Genomic DNA, 26040 nt, shown 5'->3' with positions numbered 1-26040 from the left:
CTTTAAATGACTAAACCACCATCAATCTTTAGAGTTTGCCCTGTAATGAAACTTGACTGCTCACTGGCAAGGAATGTCACACCGTTAGCAATATCATCTCCGGTACCCATACGAGCTAAAGGCGTTTTACTTGTCATGTGGTCAAGAACCTTTTGTGGCAAGTCTTTCGTCATCGGCGTTTCAATAAAGCCCGGTGCGACACAGTTAGCGCGAACTTGCGCACCTTTACGTGCGAATTCTTTTGCCCAGCCTTTTGTCATTGCGATAACGCCACCTTTTGTTGCTGCGTAGTTGCTTTGGCCAATATTTCCGTCAGTACCAACCACAGAAGACATTGTGATAACCGAGCCTGCGTTGTTTTCAATCATCATCGGCGCAATCGCTTGAGTCATGTTGAATACACCTTTAAGGTTTACGTCTATTACTAAGTCCCAATCTTGTTCTGACATACGTTCAAGTAAATTGTCGCGAGTGACACCAGCGTTGTTAACAAGCACATCGACTCGTCCGTGTTCTTGTTGTATTTGTTCAATTAGCGCTGTAATCGACGCACGGTCACAAACGTTGAGCTGCGTTGCTCTCACATTCTTTAGAGATTCGTATGCATCACTCATTGCTTCCGAGTTCATGTCACAGGCATAAATGCATTTAGCACCTTCCGCTGAAAAACGTTCAACAATAGTGCGACCGATACCTTGCGCACCACCCGTTACAATACAAATCTTATCTTTTAACATTGTGTTTCTCCGTTTTCGGTATGAATCTCGGCCACTTGCCTCATCAATATGGCTATTAGATATAGCAACTTGATCTTCTCTACTCAAATCACGAAAACAGGTGCTTTTTTGAAAATAGGAACAAGCTCTTTATGGGTTACTTGACAAGAAATAAATACTAAATAACAACTAGATAGCAGTGTTAGGTAGTGGGTTAATAAACAGTTCTTATCTGTCGTAGTTCAAAAAAATGAACAAGAACCCATGCTTATTTTGCTAAATATGGGATTATGCTTACCGTAAATGGCAATATTAATTTGGAAAACTGCTCGTGATGTTGGATAAGACCGCTTTTTTTGTAGAAGTAGTGAGAACACAATCAATATCTGAAGGTGCTCGCATCTATGGTATTTCCGCTTCGGCGGGAAGTCGCTGGATAAAAGAACTAGAAGAAGAGTTAGGGGTGAGTTTATTACTGCGTTCAACTCGATCAATAAAAACAACGGACATGGGACAAAAGCTTTTTGAGCGATTCAGTCATATCCAAGATGAGGCATCGGATATCTTTACGGAAATTCAAAACCTCGATCACGATATAGGTGGTGTGATTAAAATAGCAGCCACTCCTCTATTTTCACAAAGGTTCCTTAGCCGAATCGTCGGCGAGTATTTACTAGCGCACCCTAAAGTATCGTTCAAAATTGTAGAAACTGCCTTTGAAGTAGACCATATACAAGAGGTCGACTTTTCAATAAAGGCCCATGCAACCTATCGAGGGCACTTAGAAAAAGACAGCTTATTGGTAAAGCGAGTACTGCTTAAATACCCGTTAGTAGCATGCTGTTCGCCCGAATATATAAAGCTGCATGAAGAGCCCATGACACCCAATGAGCTCAAAAACCACAACTGTCTATATACTTCAACACTTGTTGGTGGAAACCGGTGGCAGTTTGAACGTAATGGTGAATTCACAACAGTTCAAATAGCACAAACAATTGAGATCGAAAATAGTGAGTTTGTAAAAACTGTCGCGATGCAAGACTGTGGTGTTGCTTATCTTCCTAAACAGCTCGTCAAAGAGGAGCTTAAAAGTGGCAAGCTTGTCTCTATTCTTAATGATTACGTGAAAAGTGAATTTGAGTTCAGCCTCTATTATAAGCGACGCAAACAGATGCCTGCGCGTTGTTTAGATTTTAAAAACTATTTGATTCAACGAACAAAAGAGCTAAAGAAAGAGATTTAGAGCAAGAGGCGATTCAAGGATTAAACCTTCTCCACCACAACTCGGTTTTTGCCCTGTTTTTTAGCTCGATACATTAAATGGTCGGCTTTAACGATATCAATGGTGTTGGCTCCTTCTTCATAGAATGCGCAACCAACACTGATTGAGAGCCGATTTAAGTACTTTTCTGAATGGTTCCCCTCGTGTACTTTGCTGCAAACTCTATGTGCTAGATCTTTAGCGGCATCAAAATCTAGATCGAGTGCGACGATAGCGAATTCTTCGCCACCAATACGAGAGAAGTGCATGGTCGAATTAAGCTCAGTTTTTACTACTTGTGCGACAAAGCGTATAACTTTATCTCCAACGGTATGCCCATATGTATCGTTTACGTTTTTGAAGTTATCAATATCAAAAATCATAACTGAAATGGTATGCCCGTCTTTCTCTAGACCACTAATATAATCTGTAAAGTGCCGACGATTACTGATACCGGTGAGTACATCAGTTAAAGAGAGTTTCATTAACCTTTGGTTTGTATCTTCTAAGTGCTTAGTTCTAGATTTAACGTTCTGTCTGAGGATGAAAATAGATGCTACTACGACGAAAGCGATGATCACTATGACCAAGGTGACGATATGTTTTGGGTAGACAGTCTCAATATGCATCCATTTTTGTAACATACTCTTTCGATCTATTTCGCTTATCTTGTTGAAACCAAGGGTAACTTCTTTTATCAGTGCCTCATTACCCTCTTTTACCGCAGGATAAAGGTCGCCTGAATATAGATAACGAACGGGAACGAAACTTAAAGGTTGTCTTGAGGAGTACAGATAGAAACTGGAAGTGAGAAGATCACTAACAAATGCTCTCACCTCACCAGAGTTTGCCGCAAAGACAAGATCTTCGGTGGTTGCGTAAACTCGAATGTTTGCCTTAGGAAACTCTTTACGAGCAAAGTACTCTTCATAGCCCCCTTTAACTGCCCCAATTGCATCATCGACTTCTCCATTGAGAAGGGTCGTGATGTCATTACCTACATCACTTTGGTGATAATAAAGTTGAGTTTCGATCTCAAACAAAGGCTGTGCATAATCTAAGAACTTTTCACGAGGCTCTGACCACAGTAGCCCACCATGTACGTCGGCTCGGCCATCCTTAACAGCTTCAAGTGAGTCATTCCAATCAACAAGAACGAAAGTTATCTCAACATTATTTTCTTTTGCGTACTTACGCCAAAAATCTATCAGTATTCCTTCTGGCTCACCTTCATTATTGATAAATGAATAGGGTTTCCACGCTTTTGAGTTTGCAACACGTAGTATATTTTCGTTAGCAGCGTTGATCGGAGAAAAGTAAATAGAAACAGAAATTATGGCCAGTGCTAGTACTGCACTGATTGCCATTTGGATACTGACCTTTCGACCATGATCATATTTCATTGCTATACCTTCACTAAAAAACGCTATTACAATGAACTTAAATGACAAAACACTAACTACAAGCAATTGAATTATCGATATAAAGCTTCATTCTTTTAACAGCACCTTGTTCATGAGTCTAGTAAACTATCGCAGTTTTTCCACCTCCGGAAACGTTACAACATCACCTTTTGCAAGCAAGATCTGTATGGTTAGTGGCTTTCCATTTTCATCTAAGTAGACCTCTCCTATGGAGCTTTGATTGATTAATGTACGTTCACCATCATAATCAGGGTCGCGTTTATAGATCTTAAGATTCTTTCGCTTAGTAAAAAAGTTTAATGGTGATCGCGGACTATAAAGAGCTCGGTCTAAAACGTCACATACCTTAAGTAGCGGATCTGGGAATTCATTCTTGATCCCACTCGAGGTGATTTGATAAATATTAGGGCTACTCTTACTAAACCTAAGGCGGATGTCATAGGCAAATGAGTAGTGGACATCACCAGATAAGATCACAAAATTTGTAGGCGTTTTCGAGTGTGTAAATATACTAAGGAGTGTATTGGCTGATCCTGGGTGTGCCATCCAGTTTTCTGCATCAATAAGTAATGGTTGCCCTAGCCCGGTCATCGCTTTTTGTAACGTCTCAATGAACTTCACTCCGAAGATTGGAGCAGGAGAAACGATGATAACAGCAGGTTCATTTAACAAAGACTGCTGTAACTCACTCAGCGCTTCCCAGTCCATTAACCCCGAAGGCTTGTTCATTTTAGATTCGGATCGCCAACGCCGGGTTCGTGTATCTAACACTAACATCTTAGGCGCTGTCTCTATGGTGTAATGCCATTGCTCAAATTTATAGAGCTTATCGATTAACTCATCTTGTTTATTACTATCGTTACCTACTAATGCAGTCTTTACGCTGTTTATGAAGGCATTTTTGAAAGTTTTGGGTGAGTTCCCCCACCCTTGAAATAACCAGTAACCAATGAGCGCATTACCTATAATTCGATTTGAAAATGGATGCTGATACGCCGCTTGCTCCCAACCTCTTGTTAAGTTCCAGTCATCGGTAACATCATGATCGTCAAAAATCATATAAGTTGGAATATGTGCCATTAAACGACGTACTTTTGATAACCCAGATACAAACTCTTCGATCACAGGGTATTCATCTTTCCAAAGCTTTTGCCACTTCGGCTCTAACTCTTTATTACCGTGAATGAATTTATTCTGATTCAATGCTGCATTATCAACAAAGTGCCAAAGTGTCGGAGACCAAACTAATAAATACATTGCGTTAAACTCAGCTAACGAAATTAAGTGATTGCCAGACTCCCTTGAACTGAAAACGGGAACACGGCGAGTTAACCAGTTTTTAAACCATTCACGTTTATCTAATGTTCCTTCTCCACCATCTAAATAGTGGGGCAAAATTTTGTCTCTACGGTAAAAGTTATCTTCGTGTTTGTAGAGTTCTGAGGCGCTAGAAACAGGAGCATCTGTAAAGGTTTCGTCGGTCAAACCGAGTAGATGAATAACTTGTTGAATAGCATCCAACATGGGACCTGCAACATGATCAGCATAGATTTGGTCGCCGCTCATCATCAATAACGATGGGCGTTCATTTATTGATAATGTAGACACCTTAGCATCGGCGGTAACAAGCGAGTCTTTACTTGGGTAATGAGGATTACGACAAGAGCCATGCATGATGTAATTCGCTTCGGATTTTATTTCGAACTGTGGCCTTGTTTCTGTATCATAAAGTAAGTCAGAAACTATATCTGCAAGTTCCCCTTCACTAGTCACTAACTCGTATTCAAGTGGCGTATTAGTCGGAAAATCTCCGTTAACATTGAGTAAATAGATCCAAGCTCGTTCCCCTATCTGAATGTGTTCGCCATCTTCTAAATTTGCTTTGAAAAAAGGCAGTTCCGCTCCATGTTTATACAATTCAAAAGAGCCAACCAAAGGCGCTGAAACGGCTAACCAAAGTGTTATCTCTGAACGAGTACACTTTCGAAGGATTGGACCTGATAGTATCAAGGGTAATGCAACATTAAGGCGCAAGGAACAAGAGCCTGTTTGTTTGGAATGATCTTGAGATAAGTTGTTGGATTGGAACTCTACTGACATAACTACGATAAACTCCTTTTCATTGAGTTCGTTGACAATATTATAAATTCATATCGTTTACTATGCCCCTATCCTAATGAGTTTTACTTGTTTGGCGCTACGCACACAAACAAGTAAAGGTAGGTAAATAGTTTACCAACTCTTTCTATTCCAGCTCTACGGGAGGTCTGAATGTGAGCTCATGAACAATCACATCACTTGGGTTTGTTAGTAGTTGAGCAATCATTGTTGCAACACTTTCAGGCTTCATATATTGAGGGCGCTCTTGATCTCTAAATCCAGTATTTGTGCCACCAGGATACGCTGCCGTCACTTTTATCCCGTAAGGCTGAGCTTCTTTCATCAACACATTACTTAAACCAGCAAAACCTTGCTTCATGGCAGTGTAGATACCCATGGTTTCATTGCTTCGTTTCGCTACTGTGCTAACCACATTAATGATATAGCCATGTTTATTTTGGACCATGTCATTCATCGCTTCTTTACATAAAATGTAAGGAGCACGAAGGTTAATCGCATACTGCTTTTCGAATTCTTCAAGGTATGTATCAACAATCGCACATTTACGAGAATTCATACCGGCGTTGTTGATCAATACATCGATACTACCGAGCGCTTCTTTAGCCGTTTGATATAGCTCTGCAACAGATGCAGGTTGACTAAGATCGAAGCTTTGCCCAAAACACCCTGTTTCGCTCATTAATGCTTGTAGTTCTCGGTCATCACGACCTGTCGCGAAAACTTGATATCCCTTTTTACATAAGTCGATGACTAATGCTCGGCCAATGCCTTTTGTTGCACCTGTCACTAATACGGTTTTATACGTCATGTTATTCTGCTATTTTTGTTCTGTATGGCGTTATCTTACCGTAGGTTTATTGAAACCGTATTACGCAAGCGTAATGAGTGGAGAAATATCACGAACGCTCTAAACAACTCTGTAATAATAAGGTTTAAAATTAAAAGCACTGAAAAACTGTAACGAGATTGCTGCTACATTGATGAAGATATCTATGGTGTACTTTGAAATCACTAATTAATACATTACAAAATATAAGTTGCAGCTATATTGATGTTTAATCTCACTTTTACAATAAGTCGTAACATCACAAATAATATCCAAATAATTTCATATGTAATTTTTTCATGTCATGAATAAAAATAATATTTGAACCACGTTCTAGCAAAATTGAATACGCAACACATCCCCTAAAAATTCATTCTACATTTTCATTGTCGCAGTTAAAGACAATATACGACGTGTAGCCCCCCCCTGTTAGCAGTCTCGTCGCGTAATAACGAAGCTTTTGAAATATCTAACGTTTTAAGCTTACATTTAGTTAAAGGACTACAGAATGAAATTTAGAAAAACATTACTAACGACTGCCCTTCTACTCTGCTCGACCCATATCGCCGCTGCGAATTATGGAGAAGCATTACAGAAATCTATTTACTTTTACGAAGCCCAACAGTCAGGTGTAATACCCGATTGGAATAGAACGGAGTGGCGTGGTGATTCAGCGCTAACAGATGGACAAGACAATGGCGTCGACCTAACAGGAGGTTGGTACGATGCTGGTGATCACGTTAAATTTGGATTTCCAATGGCGGCCACAGCGACAATGCTTGCTTGGGGTGCTGTTGATTACCGTGAAGCGTATGAACAGACGGGTCAACTTGAGCATTTAAAGAACAACTTACGATTCGTTGCTGATTATTTCGTTAAAGCCCATACCGGTCCAAATGAATTTTATGGGCAAGTCGGCGCCGGAGCTGCAGACCACGCTTGGTGGGGCTCAGCTGAAGTCATGAAGATGGATCGCCCATCGTATAAGATCGATGTAGAAAACCCTGGTAGTGAACTTGCAGGAGAAACAGCGGCTGCTCTTGCTGCAATCTCAATGATTTTCGAATCGTCAGATCCTGAATATGCAGCACTACTATTAAAACATGCGAAAGAGCTTTACCTATTTGCTGATGAGTACAGAGGAAAATATTCTGACGCTATCTCAGATGCGACCGCTTTCTATAACTCTTGGAGTGGGTACCAAGATGAGATTGTCTGGGGCGCAATTTGGCTTTATCGCGCCACAGGTGACGAGTCTTACCTCGCTAAAGCGAAAGACGAATATCTTCTTTTAAGTACGGAACCACAATCGACAGAACGTTCTTACCGTTGGGGACAAGCGTGGGATGATAAATCTTACGGTGCCTATGTTTTGATGGCACAGCTAACAGGTGATGAGCTATACCAAGTTGATGCCGAACGATGGTTAAATTACTGGACGGTTGGGCATGACGGAAAACGAATTAAATACACGCCCGGTGGTATGGCGTTCCTCGATACATGGGGAGCGGCTCGATATACATCCAATACCTCATTTCTTGCGTTAGTGTACTCCGACTTCCTTAAAAATAACGATCTCAAGCCTGAATTGGTCACTCGGTATCATGACTTTGCGAAGAGCCAGCTTGATTACATACTTGGTGATAACCCGTTAAATATTTCATATCAAATTGGTTATGGCGATTATCACCCAACGAAGCCGCACCACCGAACGGCTCATGGTGCTTGGAATGATAGTTCGTCTGATCCAATTGAAAACCGTCACTTACTCGTAGGCGCATTAGTTGGTGGGCCGGGTGCGGATGATTCATGGGAAGATGACCGTGGTGATTATGTAAAGAATGAGGTTGCGACAGACTACAATGCAGGCTTTACTTCGGCACTGGCAAGACTTTGGCTCGACTATGGTGGTCAACCTATCAACGAAGCAGACTTTCCAGCCAAAGAAGTGCGGGATACTGAGTTCTACGTTGACGCCAAGATTAACTCTCAAGGTACGCGCCATTTGGAGCTGAGTACTAAGGTTTATAACCATACGGCATGGCCATCAAGAAACACTGACAACCTCACCTTCCGCTACTGGATCGATATCTCTGAGGTTATTTCCGCAGGCTATACCGCAGATGATATTGAACTATCAACAGCCTATAACCAAGGTAAAGGGATATCTGGGCTCTATTCATGGGGTGATCCTGAGTCTAATATCTACTATGCGGAAATTAGCTATCAAGGCGTTGACGTTTACCCTGGAGGACAATCAGCCTCTAAGAAAGAAGTTCAATTCCGTATGGCTCTACCTGCTGATAACAACAACCCTGACTGGGATAACACAAACGACCCTTCATGGGACGATTATGGAAGCGGTGTAAAACTAGCTCCTAAGATTGCATTGTATGATGATGGCAAACTCGTTTGGGGCCAAGAGCCAACGCCTGATTGTGGCGCTGAATCTGGAATTAACTGTCTACCCGTAGCAGATAATGCCTCTGCAACAACGCAATACAATTCTCCTGTCAGTATCACTCTGTCTGCCATTGATTCAGATGGTACCGTTGTCGGTTATGCTCTTGCTTCTCAGCCAACTAAAGGAGCAGCAACTTTAGCCGAGAACATTGTGACATATACACCAAATATTGATTACTTTGGTAGCGATAGCTTTACATATACCGCTACCGATAACTCAGGTGCTGTGTCAAACGCCGCAACCGTGTCTATCGACATCGAAGCACCAATTGTACCTGGTGTAACAATCAATTCACCAGAAGATGGAGAAGAAGTCGAAATAGCGAGTACTGTGCAGCTAAACCTCACTGTAGTGTATGCTTATGGCGTGAATGTGTACGTAGATGGATCATTTGTTACCTCTAAAATCGGTAGCGGCAACGTTGCGTTGACCATGCCTGAGACTGAAGGCGTTGTTAATATCGATGTTGTCACCATTGACGAACTAGGAACTGAACTCGAAGCTCAAGCGGCGTTATCACTCAATGTTATTGAAGTAGTCATTCCACCTGTTGGTGAAGGTTTAGTGTGTGACGTGACTTCAACCGATGTATGGAATTCAGGTTTCACAGCAAACCCAGTAACCGTTACCAACAATGGAACAAACGCTATTGCAGAATGGTCGGTTAACGTTTACTTTGAAAATCCAACCTCGATTACAAACTCTTGGAATGGCGTGTTATCAGAATCTTCTGATGGTCTAAGTGCAACAATGACCAATGAAGCTTATAACGGTAATTTACAACCGGGACAAAGCGCAACCTTTGGTTTCCAAGGTACACATAATGGAGACTTCGTTACTCCAACCTGTGAATAAACAATTTGATTAATGTTTAATAATATAGGGTAGCGCTCGCTGCCCTACCTTTTATATCTGATGTACGAAACGTAATTACCTCACGATCGCCACGAAACTATTCTTTGTTGGAAAAGGTAATACTTGGCCAAGGTGCATCAAATCCAATTATGATGTCACTGCAACATAGACCAAAGTGCCATGTGATATTATCGTTCATGGAAGAATCCAAACGTATGATGTCCCACGGTAAGTCAAGGTTAACACTTTCATCCTGAGGATCTAATTGCACCTCGACGTAGTTCAGCGCAATATCTTTGAAAACAGCGGTAATTTGGTTATCGAGATCACTCCACGGCGCAACAATTAGTACAATTCTTTGCTCCGAAATGTCGAGTTTGATAACGGCATGAGCACCAAGTGAACGATATAGTTCACTCTCTAACATGTTTGCCATAGTGCTCCCTTTTTGTTTCCTAACTCTCTATAGGATAGACCACCTTAAAATGCTCTAGTAGCAAAAGCATTTCCTCGCAGGGTTCGATTTTTAATTCTTCGCACTCTTTTACAAAGAACGCCCAATGGGCTTTTTTCCACCACTCTAATGTTTTGTCGCCCTCTCCTTCGGCTCTAGCAAACTCAGCCGTTACATCGTTATACTTGCTAGTCGACACTGAGGTAATTTCAATAATGCAGATTGGTTTACCATCCCAGTTCGTCACAACTTGTAAATGCCCAACCTCAGGCCTAACCTCACCTTCATTGCTGTACCAATACTCCATGCTGCACGACGCGCGTTTTTCACCGCGTAAGATTAAGTCGGCGCACAAATTGGCATTATATTCATCCGCGCAAAAGTAGTCAGAACTGAAGGAGTGATATTGTGTTGAAGTAGTCTTTGGGAGTGAGTTAAGAAAGTTTTGTAAATACTTTCTGCTCTCTTTATTCATTTTCGAATCCATCGCTTGTACATCCGTGTATTGAACTGAATTAATTGAACTTATAACATATTATTGTAACTGTGAATCTCTATAGTAAATTCGTTAATCTATAATCTTGGTATCCACTGTATCAGATGCTGTATACCACCGAGCTAACAAACTTATACGGATTTTATAACTGGTTATGACTGATAGTACTAAAGGATTCATTAGTGCCCAACAAGTCGCCGATTTGGCTGGCGTCTCGCGCTCTGCGGTGTCAAGATCGTTCACGGAAGGGGCCAGTGTTTCTGTTAAAACACGTGAGAAAGTGTTAAAAGCTGCGCAAGAACTTGGCTATCATGTCAATCATCTTGCTCGAGGCCTACATGATACGAGTAATATCGTTAGCCTAATTACCACCGATATCAGCACGCCATTTCAAGCAAGTTTCATTGACACCTTAACTCGAAACCTACAGAAGATTAATAAAGTCGCCATGGTCATCAACACCAAAGGCGATAATGAGAGCGTCACTGCAGCTTTAAACCAAACCCTTAATTTCCGTGCAGAAGTGTCCATTATTTTATCAGGGCAGCCGTCAGGAACACTCATAGACCAGTGCATTGCTAATGGACAGCGTGTTATTTTAGTCAACCGAAATTACGTCCATCCAAATACTGATAACCTACGAATAAATAATAGTGACGCTGCTAAACAGGCGTTAGACATTCTCGTTTCTCAAGGGTGTAAAAATATTGCACTTGTTAATTCTAACGTAGGATCATCGAGTTTAAAGGCCCGCGAAAAAAGCTTTATCTCCGCAGCGGAAAAGGCCAATGTATCTGTATTTATTCACCGATATGGTGATACCTCTTATTCGTCAGGTTATTACATTGCCAAGCATCTCACTAAACCTATTGATGGCGTATTCTGCGTCACTGATCTTCTCGCGTGTGGTTTTATGGATGGTCTAAAATCTAATGGATTAAGAGTCCCAGAAGACGTTGCGATAGTAGGATTTGATGATATTGAGCAATCAAGTTGGGGTAGTTATCAACTTACGACGTTTAGACAACCGATTGAAGAGATCACTAAGCACATCATTAAGCGAATACAGAGTCCAGCGAACCAACCAAACATAGATCACCAATATACCCTTGAGACTGTCTGGCGAAAAACAACCAAGCTTTAAGTTACGGTGTCATCACTCTTGGCCATATAGTAATGTCTAAGTCTTTAAGTGGTAAAAAAGATAAGGCCCACTTTACAAAGCGGGCCTTTATACGACATTTTAAGTCGTTTGATCAAACGAAGGCTACAACGCGATGTTAATCGTTGAACCCGTGCTCATCCAACAGATCTAGCATGCTATTGGCTTTTTCAATCGCTTCAACAAGGCTTGGCTTTGGCGTTTCAAACCACTCATCAGGTCTGAGATCGCGACGCTCACGGACGATATCGATGGCAGATTGTAAAGAAGGATATTGCTCTTGCTGCTTTCTATGAATAAACAAAGACGCTATCGCTACTGAACGACTACGACCACCGCGGCAATGAATGAGTACGTTGCCTCGCTCTCTGTTTGGATAACTCGGCTTTTCAGGCATTGTTTGTTTAAAAGCACCGTCAAGCAGATAATAGCCGGCCAGTATCATTTGATGGGGGTTGCCAGGTCCATCAATGAGCCCCATTTTATAGGTACGAGCGACACCGCTACCACCAGCAAGTTTCTCGCCTTCCTCTTCCAAGTACGGGTCATTAACGTAGTTGATATCAAGATTAACAGCACAGTTAACAATGGTCGTGATGCCCAGCTCTTTATGTAAAGCCAGATCTCGCGCTGAATCATAGCCACCAAGGTACAGATTTTGACCTTCAGGCCCGATGTTCGTTGCAACCAAATGAGCAGCATCACGCTCATATACAGGAGATATTTTCATTTCAATTCCTAATCTTTTATTGGTAAATCAAGCACACTGATCAATATGGATGGAGACGGTATCAGCGACAGACTCTGCCAATGATGGAATGACAGCAAAGACTGGCCCACCGTTGTGCCAGTCTGGATACTGAGTGAAGTTGTTGACCACACCTCCAGCTTCTTTGACTAAAAGCAAACCCGCTAGACAGTCCCAAGGATTCATGTGCAGCTCGACATACCCATCGGTACGACCAATAGCAACGTAAGCCAGTGCCAGAGCACCAGACGCACTACGGCGCACATTTCCACCAAGTAGGTTTAAATTTTGTAATGCCGAGAAGTAATTGTCGCGACATGATCGCTGATTCCAACCTAGCTCTAAGTTCGCTGCGCTAAAGGATTCCGTTTTTGCAACGCTGATTGTGCGACCGTTCATCGTCGAACCTTTGCCTTTTTCAGCGATAAAAAGCTCATCGTGGATTGGGTCGAATATCAAGCCGAGTTTGGTGTCGTTCTCACTCACAAACGCCATGACAATACAGAAATGAGGAATGCCACGGGCGAAGTTCGCTGTCCCATCAATGGGATCTAATATCCATGTGTTGGCTTTAATTTCACCGCCGGTTTCTTCACCATAAACAGAGTCATATGGAAAAGCCTCGATGAGACGGTCCCGTATCAACTCTTCAACCGCGAGATCAGTTTCTGTAAGAAAATCTTGCGGGCCTTTAAACGCGATTTTTTCAGGTGTCATCGAAATAAATGCTTTGCGAGCCAGTTTTCCCGCTTCTTTAATGATGTCGATGGCAACAACCAAGCGATTGGTTAGATCACCCTCGGTTAGTTTAGTCTCGTCCAATTCTTGAACGGTGTTCTTTGCTAAAGCTTGTTGCATGTAAACCCTTACTAATTGGGCGAACGCAATCTCATTATTGCGTTCAGCGTTTGTTATTGATGCTTTTATCTTTGCGTTATTATTGGAATGATTTAACGAGTGAAGTTGATTCTCCATAGATCAGCCCAGTCTTGACGGTTATCAAAGTCTTCTAAACCCGTTGACGCGTTATACTGCAGAATTTTCGAATAAACGTTTTGCACCCCTGATGCTTCCTTCGGGTGTACTGGTATCGCTAAGTTTCCAGATACTTTGCCATCCACTGTTTGATTACTTATGCCCTCTTCTGTCATCAGGAAATGAAGAAACAATTTCGCAGCATTTGGGCTTTTCGTTTTAGTCGAGATAACCCCGTAGCTCGGTGTAGACCACCCAACGAATGGTTTCATTGTTTCGCATATACCTAAGTGGACCTTCCCTTTCGCAACGTCTCGGTATTTAGCTGTGGACATAAACCCAACAAACGATTCGGTTTGGCCCGGAGCACCCACTACATCGCCCGCAGCAGAACCCGAATCGGTTGGTAGTGGTGAATTTTTTGCCAGTGCTTTAACCCAAGCTGTTGTTGCCGATTCTTTGCTCGTATCTAACTGTTTTCCGTAGTGCAACTCATAGGCAATGGCAACCGCCTCGTCGTGATGCATCTCTATTTGGTTAAACCAATCGAGAAAACGACCATTGTTTAGTGGATCAGGCATCGCCACCTTGCGTGACCAATCCTCATCCGTTAAGGCCCAAATATTAGACACCGGACATTCAGCATGTACTTCAGTGTTATATGTCCAAACGGCCGGGTCTCCATAAACCACCAAAGGGTCTTTTCCGTAATCAGCAATATCTGCAGAAACAGAAGGAGACACCCAAGATTCAACGACCCCCAAAGGTAATAGTTGAGCGACCGTAGCGGATGCATCGCCGGAGACAATCACATCCCCTCGTATATTGTTCGCGCGGAATTCTCTGATCATCATCTCAACTTGCACAGAGCCGCTGACCTTACTGCCGACCGCTTTTACATCGTATTTGTTGGTAAAATTTTCAGCCGTTTGGACAATCTTTCCTGATGGGGCATACACTGTGATTGGCGCTTCATTTTGAGCGGCCTTAATCAACTCAGCTAGTTCAGTTGTGTCTTCTGTAACTGCTAAAGCACTTGAAGGAGCTAATACGCTCGCCATAGCCAACACGAGTGTTTTAGCTTTGATTTTTGTAATCTTCATAGATCTAATCCTAATTCGTCATCAGTTTTTGTTCGTTCTTATTCGCATTAATTTCCTTCAACGCATCGATCTCAATGCGTTTTCCTCCGCCGTCAAATAAGTGAATGTCTTGTGGTGAAATAGAAAGCATAAGGTGCTCCCCTTCTCGGAAATTTGGTGGTGTTTGAGTGTTCAAGTGAAACTTATGATCAGCCACGGTTAGCTCTAAAATCCAACTTCCTCCCGTAGGAAGAACACTTTCAAGGTGTGCACTTAAACTTAGGTTGCCTTGTTCGCTGTTTCCCTTTTCTCCAATTCCCTTGTCGCTTAGGCTACTTAAGTCATCAACTTTAATGCGCTCTGGTCTAATTCCTACAGAGCTGTGCTCATCAATATTCCCTAACTGATTAACGAGGTACTTCTTAATCACTTCACTGCAGAGAGAAGATTCGTTAAGCTCGAAAATATTAATAGGCGGGGTACCGACAAATTCAGCAACGAATCGATTCGCAGGTCGATCATAAATATCGTTTGGTGTTCCAACTTGCTGCAACTCACCGTCTTTCATTACCGCTATTTTTGTTGCCAGAGCCATCGCTTCCCACTGGTCGTGAGTAACAAATACGATAGTAGTATTGTAAGTTGAGTGGATGCGCTTAAGTTCAGTACGCATCTCAAGACGAAGCCTTGCGTCAAGGTTCGATAAAGGCTCATCCATTAATAATATGTCTGGTTGCACAGCTAACATTCGAGCGAGCGCCACACGTTGTTGTTGACCACCAGATAATTGTGATGGGTAGCGCGCACGGTACTTTTCAATACTTAGTGTTTCCATTACCGACTGAATGATTTCTTGTCGCTCTGTCTTTTTCACCTTTCGCAGCTTAAGACCAAACTCGATATTCTTTTCAACCGTCATATGGGGCCAAAGAGCGTAACTTTGAAACACCAAGCCTAGGTTTCTTTTTTCTGACGGTACAAAAACACCATCATCTATAGAATCAACTATGGTTTCACCAAGCATTATCTTTCCCGATGACACGTTTTCTAGGCCTGCTATCATGCGTAAAGTGGTTGTTTTCCCACATCCTGATGGGCCAAGGATGCACATAAACTCACCTTCATTGATCACAAGATCGAGCTGATTTACCGCCTGCCCCGACCCACTATCAAATTGTTTACATACTTGGTTTAGATGAATATTTGGCATTAGCTTCCTAGTCCTTCTGCAAGGTTAGTCTTGGTCAATTTTTGAGTGAAATATGTCCCAACAAAAGCGATTAAACAGATAATTAAAACAACCGCATTCGCAGCTTGGGTATAGTTGTAGTCAATCAATCGCAATGCGTAAGTGGTGAGTACATCTGTTGAAGGTACTGCTAGAATGACAAATAAGCTCAATCCATTAATACCAGAGATAAATGGCAGCAATATTCCAGTCACTAGCGACCCTTTTTGAATGGGTAATACAATATGTCGCATTCGAGTGAACCATCCAGCGCCAGCCAACTGAGCAGCTTCTTCTGGATCTTTTCCTAGCTGCATCATCGCGGATATTCCAGCACGCGAAGCGTAAGGCATTTCGTCCGCTATCAGAGCTAAAATCAGGAGAGTCACGGTTCCGTATAGTGCTGGCATTGGTCCTCGAGAAACTGCGAACAAAGACAAGTACGCAGCCGCAAATGCAATGCCTGGAACCAAATATGGAAAGAAGGTGATCTGTCGTAACGCTGTACTAAGCAGCTTGATAGGACTTCGCACAACCACATAGCCGACCAACAACCCCAAGACACCTGAACATATTGAGGCGATGCTCACTATCCATAATGTATTCCACACCGCACTCCAAAGATTCGAGCTCAGTAAAATGCCACTGCTTTCTGCTATTGTCCCAAGGCCTGTACCGACCCAGTAATCTAAAGTGAAGTTGCTTAAAGAGAAATCACCCGGAATTCTCATCACGGTTGAGAGTGAAAGAACAAGAAGCGGTAGCACCACAGAGCCCAGAAATACCGTCGCTGATAACAAGGTTGCAGGCAGACGCCACTGACCAAGCGGACTTGGGCGGTGCATCACCCCTTTGCTACCAACAGTGACGAATCGTTTCGCTTCTTTAAGTACGAGCGCATCTATTAATAAAGAAACAATGCCAAAGAACATAATGGCCCCAGCTAGAACTGCCGCTACACCTGTTTGCCTTGATTCAATACTTCTATACAAAGAAGTTGAAAGCACTTCGTAATTAACAGGAAGACCAAGAATGTATGAGACACCAAACTCTCCCAAAACTTTGGCAAAAATAAGAACACTTGCCGACATCAACGCGGGCAGCATCAAAGGCATGATGATCTTAAACGTGATAGTTCGTGGTTTCGCTCCGAGTATTCTTGCTGAGTCTTCTAATTGTGAGTCGAATGATCGCAGCGCGTTACCGAGCAGTAAGATAACGAACGGAATATAGTTCAGTGATAAAATGATGATAATTGGCAGTTCACCATACGCAAGCCAGTCTGGTGTTGAGATCCCAAGGTTCTCTAGCCAACCTTGTTGTCCGCCGGTGGTACGATTTTTAAAGATGGTCGTCCATGCCATCGCAAAGGTCCATGCTGGTAGCATATAAGGAACGATAAGCGCTGTAGCAAACCATTTCTTACCGAACATGTCACTACGACTCACTAACCAGGCAAGAACGCTACCCAATGTTAAAGAGATAGCAATAACACCAACACCAACTCGTAACGTGTGACTAAGCGGTTGCCAAAACAATGAGTCTGAAATAGGAGAAACAAGCGTTCGAATTAGATAATAGTCTGTCCATTCGCCTGTAGAGCTACCTATTCGGCGTTCATCACCAAATTGAACTTGTACTGCATCAAAAAGAAGCGACAGTACTGGAACTGCTATAAAATAGCCAAATAGAGCAAGGAGCATGAAGCCAATAATACTGGTCGGTGTCTGTACTATTAGTTGTGACTTATATCGTAATGAATTAAAGCTTAGTTGTTGCTTTAACTCTTGAGTTCTTGCAGACAAAGAGTTCAAAATACACCTCGTTAAATACTTTGCACAGCTGTGCAAGTGAGGTAAATATTAGATTTTCAATGTGTCATTTACATAGAAGAACAGTGACAAATTCGTGACAGTAAAATGGAATTGTACGTACTAATCGAAAAAGGCAACCTACTGGTTGCCTTCGATATTTATTTTCCGTATTAGTAAAACGCGTTTAGCTTACTCGAATTAGGTCATTCTTGTTTATCTGTAGGTTAATATCCGAGTCAACGCGATACCGCTCATCATTTGCAGGAGTAGAAACCAATAGCTCACCGAATGATGTTTTAACTTCATACTCCATTTTACTGCCTAGATAAGTTGCACTGACCACTCGCCCAACCAAATCAGTTTTATTTTCCGTTACTTGAATAAGCTCTGGTCGAATAGAAATGGACGCATCGATACTTTCCTCTCCTTCAACATCGACTTGCCATTCTCCCGCGAAGAATTTATTTTGCTGTATCTTGCCATCAATAAGGTTGGCATCGCCAATGAAGTTAGCAACGAAACGGGAATTGGGTTGTGCATAGAGTTCCTCAGGCGTTCCTATTTGTTCAATCTGACCATCTTTCATCACAACAACCTTGTCAGAAACGGCGAGCGCTTCTTCTTGATCATGCGTTACATACACGGCCGTAATTCCAAATTTTTGTTGCAGATCTCGGATTTCGTTACGCACTTTTCGACGAAGCTTAGCGTCAACATTTGATAACGGTTCGTCGAACATCAACACATCAGGTTGCTGCACTATGGCACGTGCGACAGCGACTCGTTGTTGTTGCCCTCCTGACAGCTCAGAAGGATAACGCTTAGATAAGCCATCTAAACCAATCAACGATAGTACCTCATGAGCACGCTTACTCGCTTCGCGCTTATTTTCTCCACGTGTAACTGGCCCATATATAACATTGTCTAACACTGTCATATGAGGGAACAACGCATAGGACTGAAACACCATACCCACATTTCGGTCAGACGCAGACAGCTGGCTTACATCATTACCGTCGATAAATATCTCACCCGAACTGGGTAACTCTAACCCAGCAATGAGACGTAACGTGGTCGTTTTACCACAGCCAGAAGGCCCTAAAAACGTAACTAGCTCGCCTTTATTGATAGTGAGATCGATTCCAGCTACTGCTGTAGCGTCACCAAATTTTTTGACGATATTTTTTAGTTCAATCGCAACTTCTTTGCTCATAATAATTCCTTAATGCTTATTTACTTCTGCGTTGCTTCAATAAGCTGATTGTTATTTTGTTCAGTGTCACGTTGGCGAAATTGTCGTTTTTTACCCACACAAATTGCGATTAAACCAATGACTAAAATCATAATGACCATCAATACCGCTGAATAGGTGATTGCCAGTGCGTATTCACCATTTTCGACTCTACCCATAATGTATGCCGTCGCCATATTGTGACGCGCGCTAACTAAGAATATCACCGCAGATACGGCGGTCATCGCGGTAACAAAGGCATAAATGGTTGCTGTGAATATCGCAGGTTTGATCATTGGCAATACCACTTTACGTAAAGTCGCGAAGCTACCTGCCCCCATAGTTTGGCTTGCCTCTTCCATAGACTTATCAATCTGAGACAGCGCTGCGACGCCCGCACGCATACCTACAGGCATATTTCTGAATGCAAAACAGATAATCAAAATGATCAATGTCCCCGTCATATCGACAGGAGGTACATTAAACGCAGCGACATAAGACACACCAACAACAGTACCCGGAACCGCAAAGCTCAGCATCGTCATGAATTCAAATTGACGTCGTCCGTAAAATTGCTGCCTAGTGATTAACCAAGCCGTCAAAATGCCAAGCACCGCTGTAATTGGTGCTGCAATTCCTGCAACCCAAAGTGTTGTCTTTAAAGAGTTCCAAGCTGATCCATAGAGATCAATACCACTGGTACTGATTTCGAAAGAGAAAGCGGTAGATAGGTGCTCTATCGAGGGAGTGAGATCCCACCGACCAATGTCTTTCACCACACCACCAATCAAAACAATACTGTAGATTGCAAGCGTAAGAAGAATAAACGGAACGACGAACCCTGCAGCCCCATTTTGTAGTGTCTTCGGCAGTGGCGCGACCACACCAGCATCTGATTTTCCCGTTACCGTCACATAGCTCTTTTCGCCCAACCAACGTTTTTGTAGCCAAAAGGCCGCTAATGTTAGTCCAAGTAAAATGATAGAAAGAACCGCTGCGTTGGTTAAATCGTAACGCGCACCGACGACGGCAAAGAAGATCTTCGTTGATAGAACCTCAAAGTTACCACCCAGAACAATCGGGTTACCAAAGTCAGATAAGCTCTCTATGAATGCCAAAAGAAACGCGGCCGCAATACCAGGTTTCAAAAGCGGAAGTGTCACGCGATAGAAACTATGAAGCGGTTTTGCGCCCATCGTTTGAGAAGCTTCCTCAAGCGTCGGGTTTATTGACTCCAAAGCCCCTTGAATCACAAGGAATGTAACAGGCGTGAACGCTAAGACTTGCGCTATTAATATGCCGGGTAAACCATATAACCAACGCGTAGGACGGACATCAAATAGATCAGCAGTGAACCCGGTGATTAAGCCGCTTCGACCAAATAGCACAATCAATGCAACACCAACAACGAAAGGCGGCGTGATGATTGGAAGAATGGATAACCCTCGAAGTAGCTTTTTATATTTGAAATCAGAGCGTACAAACAGTAGTGCCAACGCTAAACCAATAATCGTGGATAGCGATGCCGCTAGCGTCGCAAGGATTAGAGAGTTAATAACAACGCCACAACGTCCACTGCCAGTGAAACAACTTAGTTGCCATAATTCGTTTGAGGTAACTCGTGGCAAAGCATGAGCGACGCCCCAAGAACCATCAGGTTGAATGAACGCCGTTAATATCAATTTACTGATAGGGAAAAAGACAAACGTAATTAGTAGCGCAGAGATAAAGACTATTGCCGCGCTAGCAAATCGATCGCCTTTACACAGACCAAATGAGGCTAATACATGAGACAGAAACCCTAGGCAGCCAACGAAAAATGTGTAACCACCCCACCCCAAACCAGTTTGTCCATTAACCGACGAAGGGAAGACACTTTGAACGAGGCCAAACTCTGTACCATTTAAAGGAATCGCGAATGCTTGAAATATGGCAAACGCAAGACCAACCATACTCACAACAAGGGTGTCAATGCGATTAAATTGACGGTTAAGCAAAGAGATCAACGAAAGGATCAATGGTGTTAAGACACACAACCATAACCATGCCGATCCATTCATCGCATTAACAAACGCACTATCAACCCAAGAGCTGTGCTCGATTGATGGCATTTTATACCATGGCATCAACACTGTTGCGATGAGCATGATAAAGAGCCAGCTTGCGCCAGCTCTTTGATTATTATTGATATTAAGCATTAAAGTAGTGACCCAATCTCATCATCCCAACGCTTAAGTAAACGTGCTCGTTCATCTGACGAACCGTAAAGTTTGAAATCATAATCAATCAACTTTATATCCGACAATTTAGGTGCCTGCGGCGACGTTTTCGCTTGTTTATTTGATGGTACTTGGTAAGAATTCGCTTCAATAGCAAGGCTTTGCGCATCCGCTGTTAACGCCCAGTCGTACCATTTTTTTGCAGCTTCTGGGTTTGGTCCATCTTTGATTAAGCTCATTGAGCCAATTTCATAACCAGTGCCTTCACAAGGAGAAACCGTTACGATAGGAGCGCCCTGCGCTGACTGAGCGACTGCATCATGCATAAATACGATACCAACGGCTGTTTCACCCGTCCCTGCTGCACGAATCGGTGCACCACCAGATTGAGTGTATTGATTAATGTTGCCGTTTAGCTGAGTTAAGTAATCAAACGCCTCATCTTCGCCGAACAGCTGAACTAATGTCGCGAGTAGCGTATAAGCCGTACCCGAAGAGTTTGGGTTAGCTACTTGAATATCGTCTTTCAGATCTGAATTTAGCAAGTCAGCCCAACATTGTGGTTGATCATTACGTATTAGATCCGTGTTGTACCCAAACCCAAGTCCGCCAGCATAAACGCCAACCGTTTTATAGTCTGATGCTTCTGCCTGACTAACAGCCCAGTCTTGTAGTTGGTTAAGCTTTGGAGACTTATAAGAAAGTGTTACGCCCTCTTCAGCTGCTTGCAAATGTGGGTCACCTGTACCACCCCACCAAATATCACCACGTGGTTGTCCACTTTCAGCGCGAATTTGAGCGTAAGTTTCACCAGATGAACGACGCGTCATCAATACGTTGATACCTGTTTCTCGTTGGAATGAATCTGCCATAATGCGACACCAGTTATCATCAACTGAACAGTACACTACGACTTCTTCATTTGATGCAAAAGCTTGCATTGGAGCTACGGTAGCCGTCACGGCTGCAATAGCACTAAGGGCAAAAAATGTGTTTTTCATAATAGGGTCTCTTAGTTTTAAACTGGGGTAATTAGTCTGCTTTAGTCCATTGAGAATGGTCTGTCCAAACAACGTTAGGTTGAGAAGGTTCATCATCATTTTCGAGTAACCACGTACGTAGCTCTTCGGAATAACGAGTCACAATCAAATCGACATTTGCGTTATGAAGTTCAGTCCAAATCTTCGCATTGATTTCATCATTGCCTTCAGGTGAAGACCAAAAACGGATTTTTTGATTATTCTGAGCGGCGATGTCAGTAATTTCTTGTAACCGATGCAACGCTTCTTGAGGCCAGTCACCTGCGCCATAGAAATTTCCGTATTCGTCGCGGTCAAAGTAGTTGAAGTTACTACTGATTAAAGGCATTAACCTTGAGTCTAACTCTTCACCAAGGTGATTCATTCGACCATCCAAAAACGTATACCGATAAGGAGCAGCACGCATCTCATCAATAATATGATCACTACCTGAAAGTATTACAGTCACGGCTTTTTCCGTCACCATTTGACCGTCATAGTGTGTAAAAACATCACTGTATTTCGCTAGTACTTTTTCAATTTCTAACCACGTAATAACTTTTTCTTCATTACTGGATTTGACGTCCATTAATAGGATGTAGCTTTCATCCCAGCCTTTATAGAATTGGCCGCCGTTAGCTCTGACTTGGTCTACGATGGGTTTAACAAATGTATCTTCGAATGACCATTCGTATTCAGTCATCCATTCCGAACGACCGACCAATGGTTCGTCGTAGACCTCTCTTCCATTACGGAAAAATACTTCTATTTGAGAAGCGCCAAACTGGTTTTCAATATTTTGTTCGTACGGGTTATCTAATAAATAGTTTGTACCCACAATAGCGCGTGACATTGGCACCACTTTTGGCTCAAGGTCGATATCAGATCGATCATCATTGCTGCTTTTACATGCAGCCAACGTTAATGCTAACGTCGTCAAAGACGCGACTTTAATTAAATTTTTCACAAGTTACCTCAAAGGAAATAATAGAGTTGGAGGAAATTAAATTCTGATTAATTCCAATTAGGGTGATCACGCCAATCAACGCCCGGTGTCGCGTGATTAGGATCATTTTCTAATAGCCAATCATGCAACGCTTGTTGATGATCGGTATTAATGAAATCAACATTTGCTTCAACCAATTCACTCCAAATATGATTATTCATATGGTCAATTCCTTCAGGAGTTGCCCAAAATCGGATTTTTTGTTGATTAGCGTGTGCAATGTCCGTTACGCGTTTTAGCTCTGCTTTTGCTTCTTCTGGCCACTCACCTTTACCAAAGAAATAACCGAAATTATTTTGGTTAAAATAGCTAAAGTTATTGCTGATAAGAGGCATAAGCGTTGCGTCAGTTTCTACACCAATGTCCTCAATGCGACCATCGACAAATGAATAACGCTCAACAGCATTACGCATTTCATCTATTGGACGGTTACCTGAAATAATCGCGGTGACCGGACGCTGCTCTACAGTTTGATTTTTTCCGTTGTAGTAGGTAAATACATCAGGATACTGAGCCAACACATCTTCAACAGCTAACCATGTAGAAAGGGCTTCTGTCTTAATATCAACAAGTAAGACAACTGAATAATCCCAGTTTTCGTAAAAGTGACCGTTTGAACGAACGTGTTCAACGATGGGTTGGATGTACATTTCATCAAATGACCACTCAAGCGCGGTTTCCCATTTATCATGTGCGATTAATACTTCGCTAAACGTTTCATCCCAAAAAACATCCGCCTCAAAACTGCCGAAACCTAGCTTAAGGGCTCCGTAAAAAGGGTCTTCTAAATGGTAATCGTTGTGAGAATGGGTACGAATCGTGAGTTGTTTCTCGTCATCGTTAACTTGGTATGAAGGTGAATCAGAACTGTATACACCTGCGCTTAATATGGCAGACAGTATTGCCACACTCTTAATTAGTTTACTCAAAATATGCCCTTACCTTAATATAGACCACTACATTGCACAGCTGTGCAATTCAATGTGGGTTATATTGGCATGACCAAATTTCAGTTTTATTAAAGAAAAATAAACGAACGTTTACAAATATAAGTAACTATTGACGGAAGGTATAAACCAGCTCACTTGATATGAATATATTATTAAAACTTACTAAATTATTAATGTTGATTTATTCATTAACACCCATTAATTACAAAAACATATAATTAACTTCAACAATTTATAGTGTGCAGGTTATTAATATTAGAATTATAAAAGAAAGAAAACAAAAAGCGACCATGAATAATGGTCGCTTTTGGGTTTTATATTGAGCTAGGAGCTATCAATAAGAGTTAAGCCATTCTTTGACTTGGTGTCCAACGCGCTAACTCAGGAGCCAATTTAACGCCTTGTGCCGTCAATAGGTTCACACGAGCAAGATAAGCAGCACCGTGCATCAAGTGCTTCGCAAGGTCAACCGCATTACGTTGTGTGTAATCATCCAAGTAGCTGTCTTTCGCCCATTCGTTAAATGCGCCAAGAGCAGGGCCAGCCCACACTTGGTAATCCATCTCACGCCCCTGTTCACCGGTATTGGACCAACGGCTTGATAAGCCAAGATACCAACGGAAGATCAGTGCCATTTTACGCTTAGGGTTACCTTCAGCACGTTCAATCTGTTTCGGATCACGTTCATTGAAGTGAGCAACCGTACCCGCCCAGATATCGTCTAGCGTTGAGCGGAACACTTGCTTCTCTAGTTTTTGACGCTCATCAGCTGGGATCGCTTCGATAGAATCATAACGCGTGTAAATTTCGTAAAGCTTATTTGCACGCATTGGGAACAAGGTTCCACGTTTAACAACTTGAAGCTTAACACCCATTTCAAACATATCCGCAGCGGGTGCCATGGTTACGTCTGCCATCTCGGTTGTCGCAAGTAGTTTACGTGTATGGTCGCTCGCCCCTGCTTCTACACACGCTTGGTTGATTGAACCAGTCACAATATACGCAGCGCCCATGTTGAATGTAGCTAATGCCGCATCAGGAGTACCAACTCCACCACCACAACCTACGCGAAGTGGTGTCTTAAAGTTGTATTCTGCTTGAATCTTATCTTTAAGCGCTAGAATCGTCGGAAGAAGAGTAACCAACGGGCGGTTATCCGTATGACCACCAGAGTCTGCTTCAGCGGTAATGTCGTCCGCCATAGGAACAAGCTGCGCCAGCTCCATCTGCTCTACGGTAATACGGCCTTCGTCAACCAGACCTTGTAACATTTTAATTGGTGCTGGTTGCATGAACTTACTTGCCACTTCAGTACGGCTTACTTTCGCGATCACTTTATTAGCGATTCGAATCTCGCCTTTTGCGTCGCGGCTAAGACCTGCAGCGCGGTATTGAACGATCTGAGGTGTTAGACCCAAGAAAGCTGAAGCTTCAACCGTGTGGACACCATGCTTTAAGAATAGCTCTACGCTACCACGCTCTAGTGCTGGTTCACTTGGACTGTGGATCAAGTTGAACATGTAAGGGCCGTTTGGCAGTGCCGCTTGAATACGGTTAATCGCCTGTTCTACACGCGAAGGAATAAGTCCTGCCGCGCCAAATGAACATAGTATGCCCGCTTGACCAAGAGCAATAACAAGCTCTTCAGAAGAGATACCATTCGCCATTGCACCCGCATAGTACGCATACTTAACGCCATGGAAGCGACGGAAGTCTTCATCGCCTAAGCTTTGAGTGCCAAGAGCTGGTGCAAATGCACTCACTGGGTGCGTATTTGCAGAGCTTGCAGAGTCACTTGATGTGATTTCAGCTTTCTGGCTGACGCCTAAGCCTTTCTCTGGGTGATTAATAACGTAGCAACCAAGACTCATGTCTTTAAGTGCAGTCGCCATTGCTGCTGTATCAAAATGCGTTGTGCGCTCTTCAATTTGCCAAGGCCATGGAGAAAGCTTTTCGTTGTTCATTGTTGTTTGTGTCGTCATTTTAGTT

20 protein-coding genes are annotated in these 26040 nt (G+C 42.6%); 3 read left to right on the top strand and 17 right to left on the bottom strand.

Features of this window, described 5'->3' with window-relative positions; genetic code table 11:
* Positions 1 to 2 precede the first annotated feature (2 nt).
* Positions 3 to 737 carry a beta-ketoacyl-ACP reductase gene (locus L4D20_RS04135; protein ID WP_428800277.1) on the bottom strand — a complete coding sequence of 245 codons (735 nt, stop codon included), beginning with the start codon at positions 735 to 737 and terminating at the stop codon, positions 3 to 5.
* 313 nt (positions 738 to 1050) lie between these two features.
* Here L4D20_RS04135 and L4D20_RS04130 point away from each other — a divergent pair, with 313 nt between their 5' ends.
* Positions 1051 to 1959, top strand: a complete 909-nt coding sequence (locus L4D20_RS04130) for a LysR family transcriptional regulator (RefSeq protein ID WP_428800753.1) — start codon at positions 1051 to 1053, stop codon at positions 1957 to 1959.
* Positions 1960 to 1979: 20 nt separating this feature from the next.
* On the opposite strand, the gene L4D20_RS04125 is transcribed toward L4D20_RS04130, so the two are convergent.
* The 3 genes from L4D20_RS04125 to L4D20_RS04115 form a co-directional block, all read right to left on the bottom strand.
* On the bottom strand, positions 1980 to 3380 hold the full coding sequence (locus L4D20_RS04125) for a transporter substrate-binding domain-containing diguanylate cyclase (protein ID WP_428800276.1): 1401 nt from the start codon (positions 3378 to 3380) through the stop codon (positions 1980 to 1982).
* Between the two features lie 126 nt (positions 3381 to 3506).
* Positions 3507 to 5501, bottom strand: a complete 1995-nt coding sequence (locus L4D20_RS04120) for an alkaline phosphatase D family protein (RefSeq protein WP_428800275.1) — start codon at positions 5499 to 5501, stop codon at positions 3507 to 3509.
* 145 nt (positions 5502 to 5646) lie between these two features.
* Complete coding sequence (locus tag L4D20_RS04115) at positions 5647 to 6330, bottom strand: SDR family oxidoreductase (protein ID WP_428800274.1); 684 nt, start codon at positions 6328 to 6330, stop codon at positions 5647 to 5649.
* 526 nt (positions 6331 to 6856) lie between these two features.
* Here L4D20_RS04115 and L4D20_RS04110 point away from each other — a divergent pair.
* Positions 6857 to 9667, top strand: a complete 2811-nt coding sequence (locus L4D20_RS04110) for a glycoside hydrolase family 9 protein (RefSeq protein ID WP_428800273.1) — start codon at positions 6857 to 6859, stop codon at positions 9665 to 9667.
* Between the two features lie 97 nt (positions 9668 to 9764).
* Here the strand turns inward: L4D20_RS04110 and L4D20_RS04105 are convergent, their stop codons facing one another.
* Positions 9765 to 10103 (bottom strand): hypothetical protein, encoded by a 339-nt coding sequence (locus L4D20_RS04105; protein ID WP_428800272.1) that lies wholly within the window; start codon positions 10101 to 10103, stop codon positions 9765 to 9767.
* A 19-nt stretch (positions 10104 to 10122) separates the two neighbouring features.
* On the bottom strand, positions 10123 to 10596 hold the full coding sequence (locus L4D20_RS04100; RefSeq protein WP_428800271.1) for an ASCH domain-containing protein: 474 nt from the start codon (positions 10594 to 10596) through the stop codon (positions 10123 to 10125).
* A gap of 175 nt (positions 10597 to 10771) precedes the next feature.
* Here L4D20_RS04100 and L4D20_RS04095 point away from each other — a divergent pair, with 175 nt between their 5' ends.
* Entirely contained in the window at positions 10772 to 11761 is a 990-nt protein-coding gene (locus L4D20_RS04095; RefSeq protein ID WP_428800270.1) for a LacI family DNA-binding transcriptional regulator, read from the top strand.
* 136 nt (positions 11762 to 11897) lie between these two features.
* Here L4D20_RS04095 and L4D20_RS04090 read toward each other — a convergent pair whose 3' ends face one another.
* From L4D20_RS04090 to pfaD, 11 genes are all read right to left on the bottom strand, one after another.
* Complete coding sequence (locus tag L4D20_RS04090; protein ID WP_428800269.1) at positions 11898 to 12509, bottom strand: dual specificity protein phosphatase family protein; 612 nt, start codon at positions 12507 to 12509, stop codon at positions 11898 to 11900.
* A 27-nt stretch (positions 12510 to 12536) separates the two neighbouring features.
* Positions 12537 to 13385 carry an inositol monophosphatase family protein gene (locus L4D20_RS04085; protein WP_428800268.1) on the bottom strand — a complete coding sequence of 283 codons (849 nt, stop codon included), beginning with the start codon at positions 13383 to 13385 and terminating at the stop codon, positions 12537 to 12539.
* Positions 13386 to 13477: 92 nt separating this feature from the next.
* On the bottom strand, positions 13478 to 14605 hold the full coding sequence (locus L4D20_RS04080; protein WP_428800267.1) for an ABC transporter substrate-binding protein: 1128 nt from the start codon (positions 14603 to 14605) through the stop codon (positions 13478 to 13480).
* Between the two features lie 10 nt (positions 14606 to 14615).
* Positions 14616 to 15794, bottom strand: a complete 1179-nt coding sequence (locus L4D20_RS04075) for an ABC transporter ATP-binding protein (RefSeq protein WP_428800266.1) — start codon at positions 15792 to 15794, stop codon at positions 14616 to 14618.
* Positions 15794 to 17626 carry an ABC transporter permease gene (locus tag L4D20_RS04070; protein WP_428800265.1) on the bottom strand — a complete coding sequence of 611 codons (1833 nt, stop codon included), beginning with the start codon at positions 17624 to 17626 and terminating at the stop codon, positions 15794 to 15796. Before L4D20_RS04070 ends, L4D20_RS04075 begins: the two co-directional genes overlap by 1 nt.
* A 184-nt stretch (positions 17627 to 17810) precedes the next feature.
* Positions 17811 to 18839 (bottom strand): ABC transporter ATP-binding protein, encoded by a 1029-nt coding sequence (locus tag L4D20_RS04065; RefSeq protein ID WP_428800264.1) that lies wholly within the window; start codon positions 18837 to 18839, stop codon positions 17811 to 17813.
* 20 nt (positions 18840 to 18859) lie between these two features.
* On the bottom strand, positions 18860 to 21055 hold the full coding sequence (locus L4D20_RS04060; protein WP_428800263.1) for an ABC transporter permease: 2196 nt from the start codon (positions 21053 to 21055) through the stop codon (positions 18860 to 18862).
* The gene (locus L4D20_RS04055) at positions 21055 to 22077 is read right to left on the bottom strand and encodes an ABC transporter substrate-binding protein (protein ID WP_428800262.1); all 1023 of its coding nucleotides are present in this window, start codon (positions 22075 to 22077) and stop codon (positions 21055 to 21057) included. Before L4D20_RS04055 ends, L4D20_RS04060 begins: the two co-directional genes overlap by 1 nt.
* Positions 22078 to 22108: 31 nt before the next feature.
* On the bottom strand, positions 22109 to 23062 hold the full coding sequence (locus tag L4D20_RS04050) for a PI-PLC domain-containing protein (protein WP_428800261.1): 954 nt from the start codon (positions 23060 to 23062) through the stop codon (positions 22109 to 22111).
* 47 nt (positions 23063 to 23109) lie between these two features.
* Positions 23110 to 24030 (bottom strand): phosphatidylinositol-specific phospholipase C/glycerophosphodiester phosphodiesterase family protein, encoded by a 921-nt coding sequence (locus L4D20_RS04045; RefSeq protein WP_428800260.1) that lies wholly within the window; start codon positions 24028 to 24030, stop codon positions 23110 to 23112.
* 365 nt (positions 24031 to 24395) lie between these two features.
* Positions 24396 to 26033, bottom strand: a complete 1638-nt coding sequence (pfaD, locus tag L4D20_RS04040) for an eicosapentaenoate synthase subunit PfaD (protein WP_428800259.1) — start codon at positions 26031 to 26033, stop codon at positions 24396 to 24398.
* Positions 26034 to 26040 lie beyond the last annotated feature (7 nt).

The sequence above is a fragment of the Vibrio kyushuensis genome, from assembly GCF_050337325.1.
Classification (GTDB): Bacteria; Pseudomonadota; Gammaproteobacteria; order Enterobacterales; family Vibrionaceae; genus Vibrio; species Vibrio kyushuensis.
Note: the sequence above shows the minus strand (reverse complement) of the source record. Positions and strands in the feature narration are given on the sequence as shown.

What these genes read in the sequence shown, in the direction of transcription:
- L4D20_RS04135 (WP_428800277.1), bottom strand. Translation starts at nt 737, where the DNA reads ATGTTAAAAGATAAGATTTGTATTGTAACGGGTGGTGCGCAAGGTATC.
- L4D20_RS04130 (WP_428800753.1), top strand. Translation starts at nt 1,051, where the DNA reads ATGTTGGATAAGACCGCTTTTTTTGTAGAAGTAGTGAGAACACAATCA.
- L4D20_RS04125 (WP_428800276.1), bottom strand. Translation starts at nt 3,380, where the DNA reads ATGAAATATGATCATGGTCGAAAGGTCAGTATCCAAATGGCAATCAGT.
- L4D20_RS04120 (WP_428800275.1), bottom strand. Translation starts at nt 5,501, where the DNA reads ATGTCAGTAGAGTTCCAATCCAACAACTTATCTCAAGATCATTCCAAA.
- L4D20_RS04115 (WP_428800274.1), bottom strand. Translation starts at nt 6,330, where the DNA reads ATGACGTATAAAACCGTATTAGTGACAGGTGCAACAAAAGGCATTGGC.
- L4D20_RS04110 (WP_428800273.1), top strand. Translation starts at nt 6,857, where the DNA reads ATGAAATTTAGAAAAACATTACTAACGACTGCCCTTCTACTCTGCTCG.
- L4D20_RS04105 (WP_428800272.1), bottom strand. Translation starts at nt 10,103, where the DNA reads ATGGCAAACATGTTAGAGAGTGAACTATATCGTTCACTTGGTGCTCAT.
- L4D20_RS04100 (WP_428800271.1), bottom strand. Translation starts at nt 10,596, where the DNA reads ATGAATAAAGAGAGCAGAAAGTATTTACAAAACTTTCTTAACTCACTC.
- L4D20_RS04095 (WP_428800270.1), top strand. Translation starts at nt 10,772, where the DNA reads ATGACTGATAGTACTAAAGGATTCATTAGTGCCCAACAAGTCGCCGAT.
- L4D20_RS04090 (WP_428800269.1), bottom strand. Translation starts at nt 12,509, where the DNA reads ATGAAAATATCTCCTGTATATGAGCGTGATGCTGCTCATTTGGTTGCA.
- L4D20_RS04085 (WP_428800268.1), bottom strand. Translation starts at nt 13,385, where the DNA reads ATGCAACAAGCTTTAGCAAAGAACACCGTTCAAGAATTGGACGAGACT.
- L4D20_RS04080 (WP_428800267.1), bottom strand. Translation starts at nt 14,605, where the DNA reads ATGAAGATTACAAAAATCAAAGCTAAAACACTCGTGTTGGCTATGGCG.
- L4D20_RS04075 (WP_428800266.1), bottom strand. Translation starts at nt 15,794, where the DNA reads ATGCCAAATATTCATCTAAACCAAGTATGTAAACAATTTGATAGTGGG.
- L4D20_RS04065 (WP_428800264.1), bottom strand. Translation starts at nt 18,839, where the DNA reads ATGAGCAAAGAAGTTGCGATTGAACTAAAAAATATCGTCAAAAAATTT.
- L4D20_RS04060 (WP_428800263.1), bottom strand. Translation starts at nt 21,055, where the DNA reads ATGCTTAATATCAATAATAATCAAAGAGCTGGCGCAAGCTGGCTCTTT.
- L4D20_RS04055 (WP_428800262.1), bottom strand. Translation starts at nt 22,077, where the DNA reads ATGAAAAACACATTTTTTGCCCTTAGTGCTATTGCAGCCGTGACGGCT.
- pfaD (WP_428800259.1), bottom strand. Translation starts at nt 26,033, where the DNA reads ATGACGACACAAACAACAATGAACAACGAAAAGCTTTCTCCATGGCCT.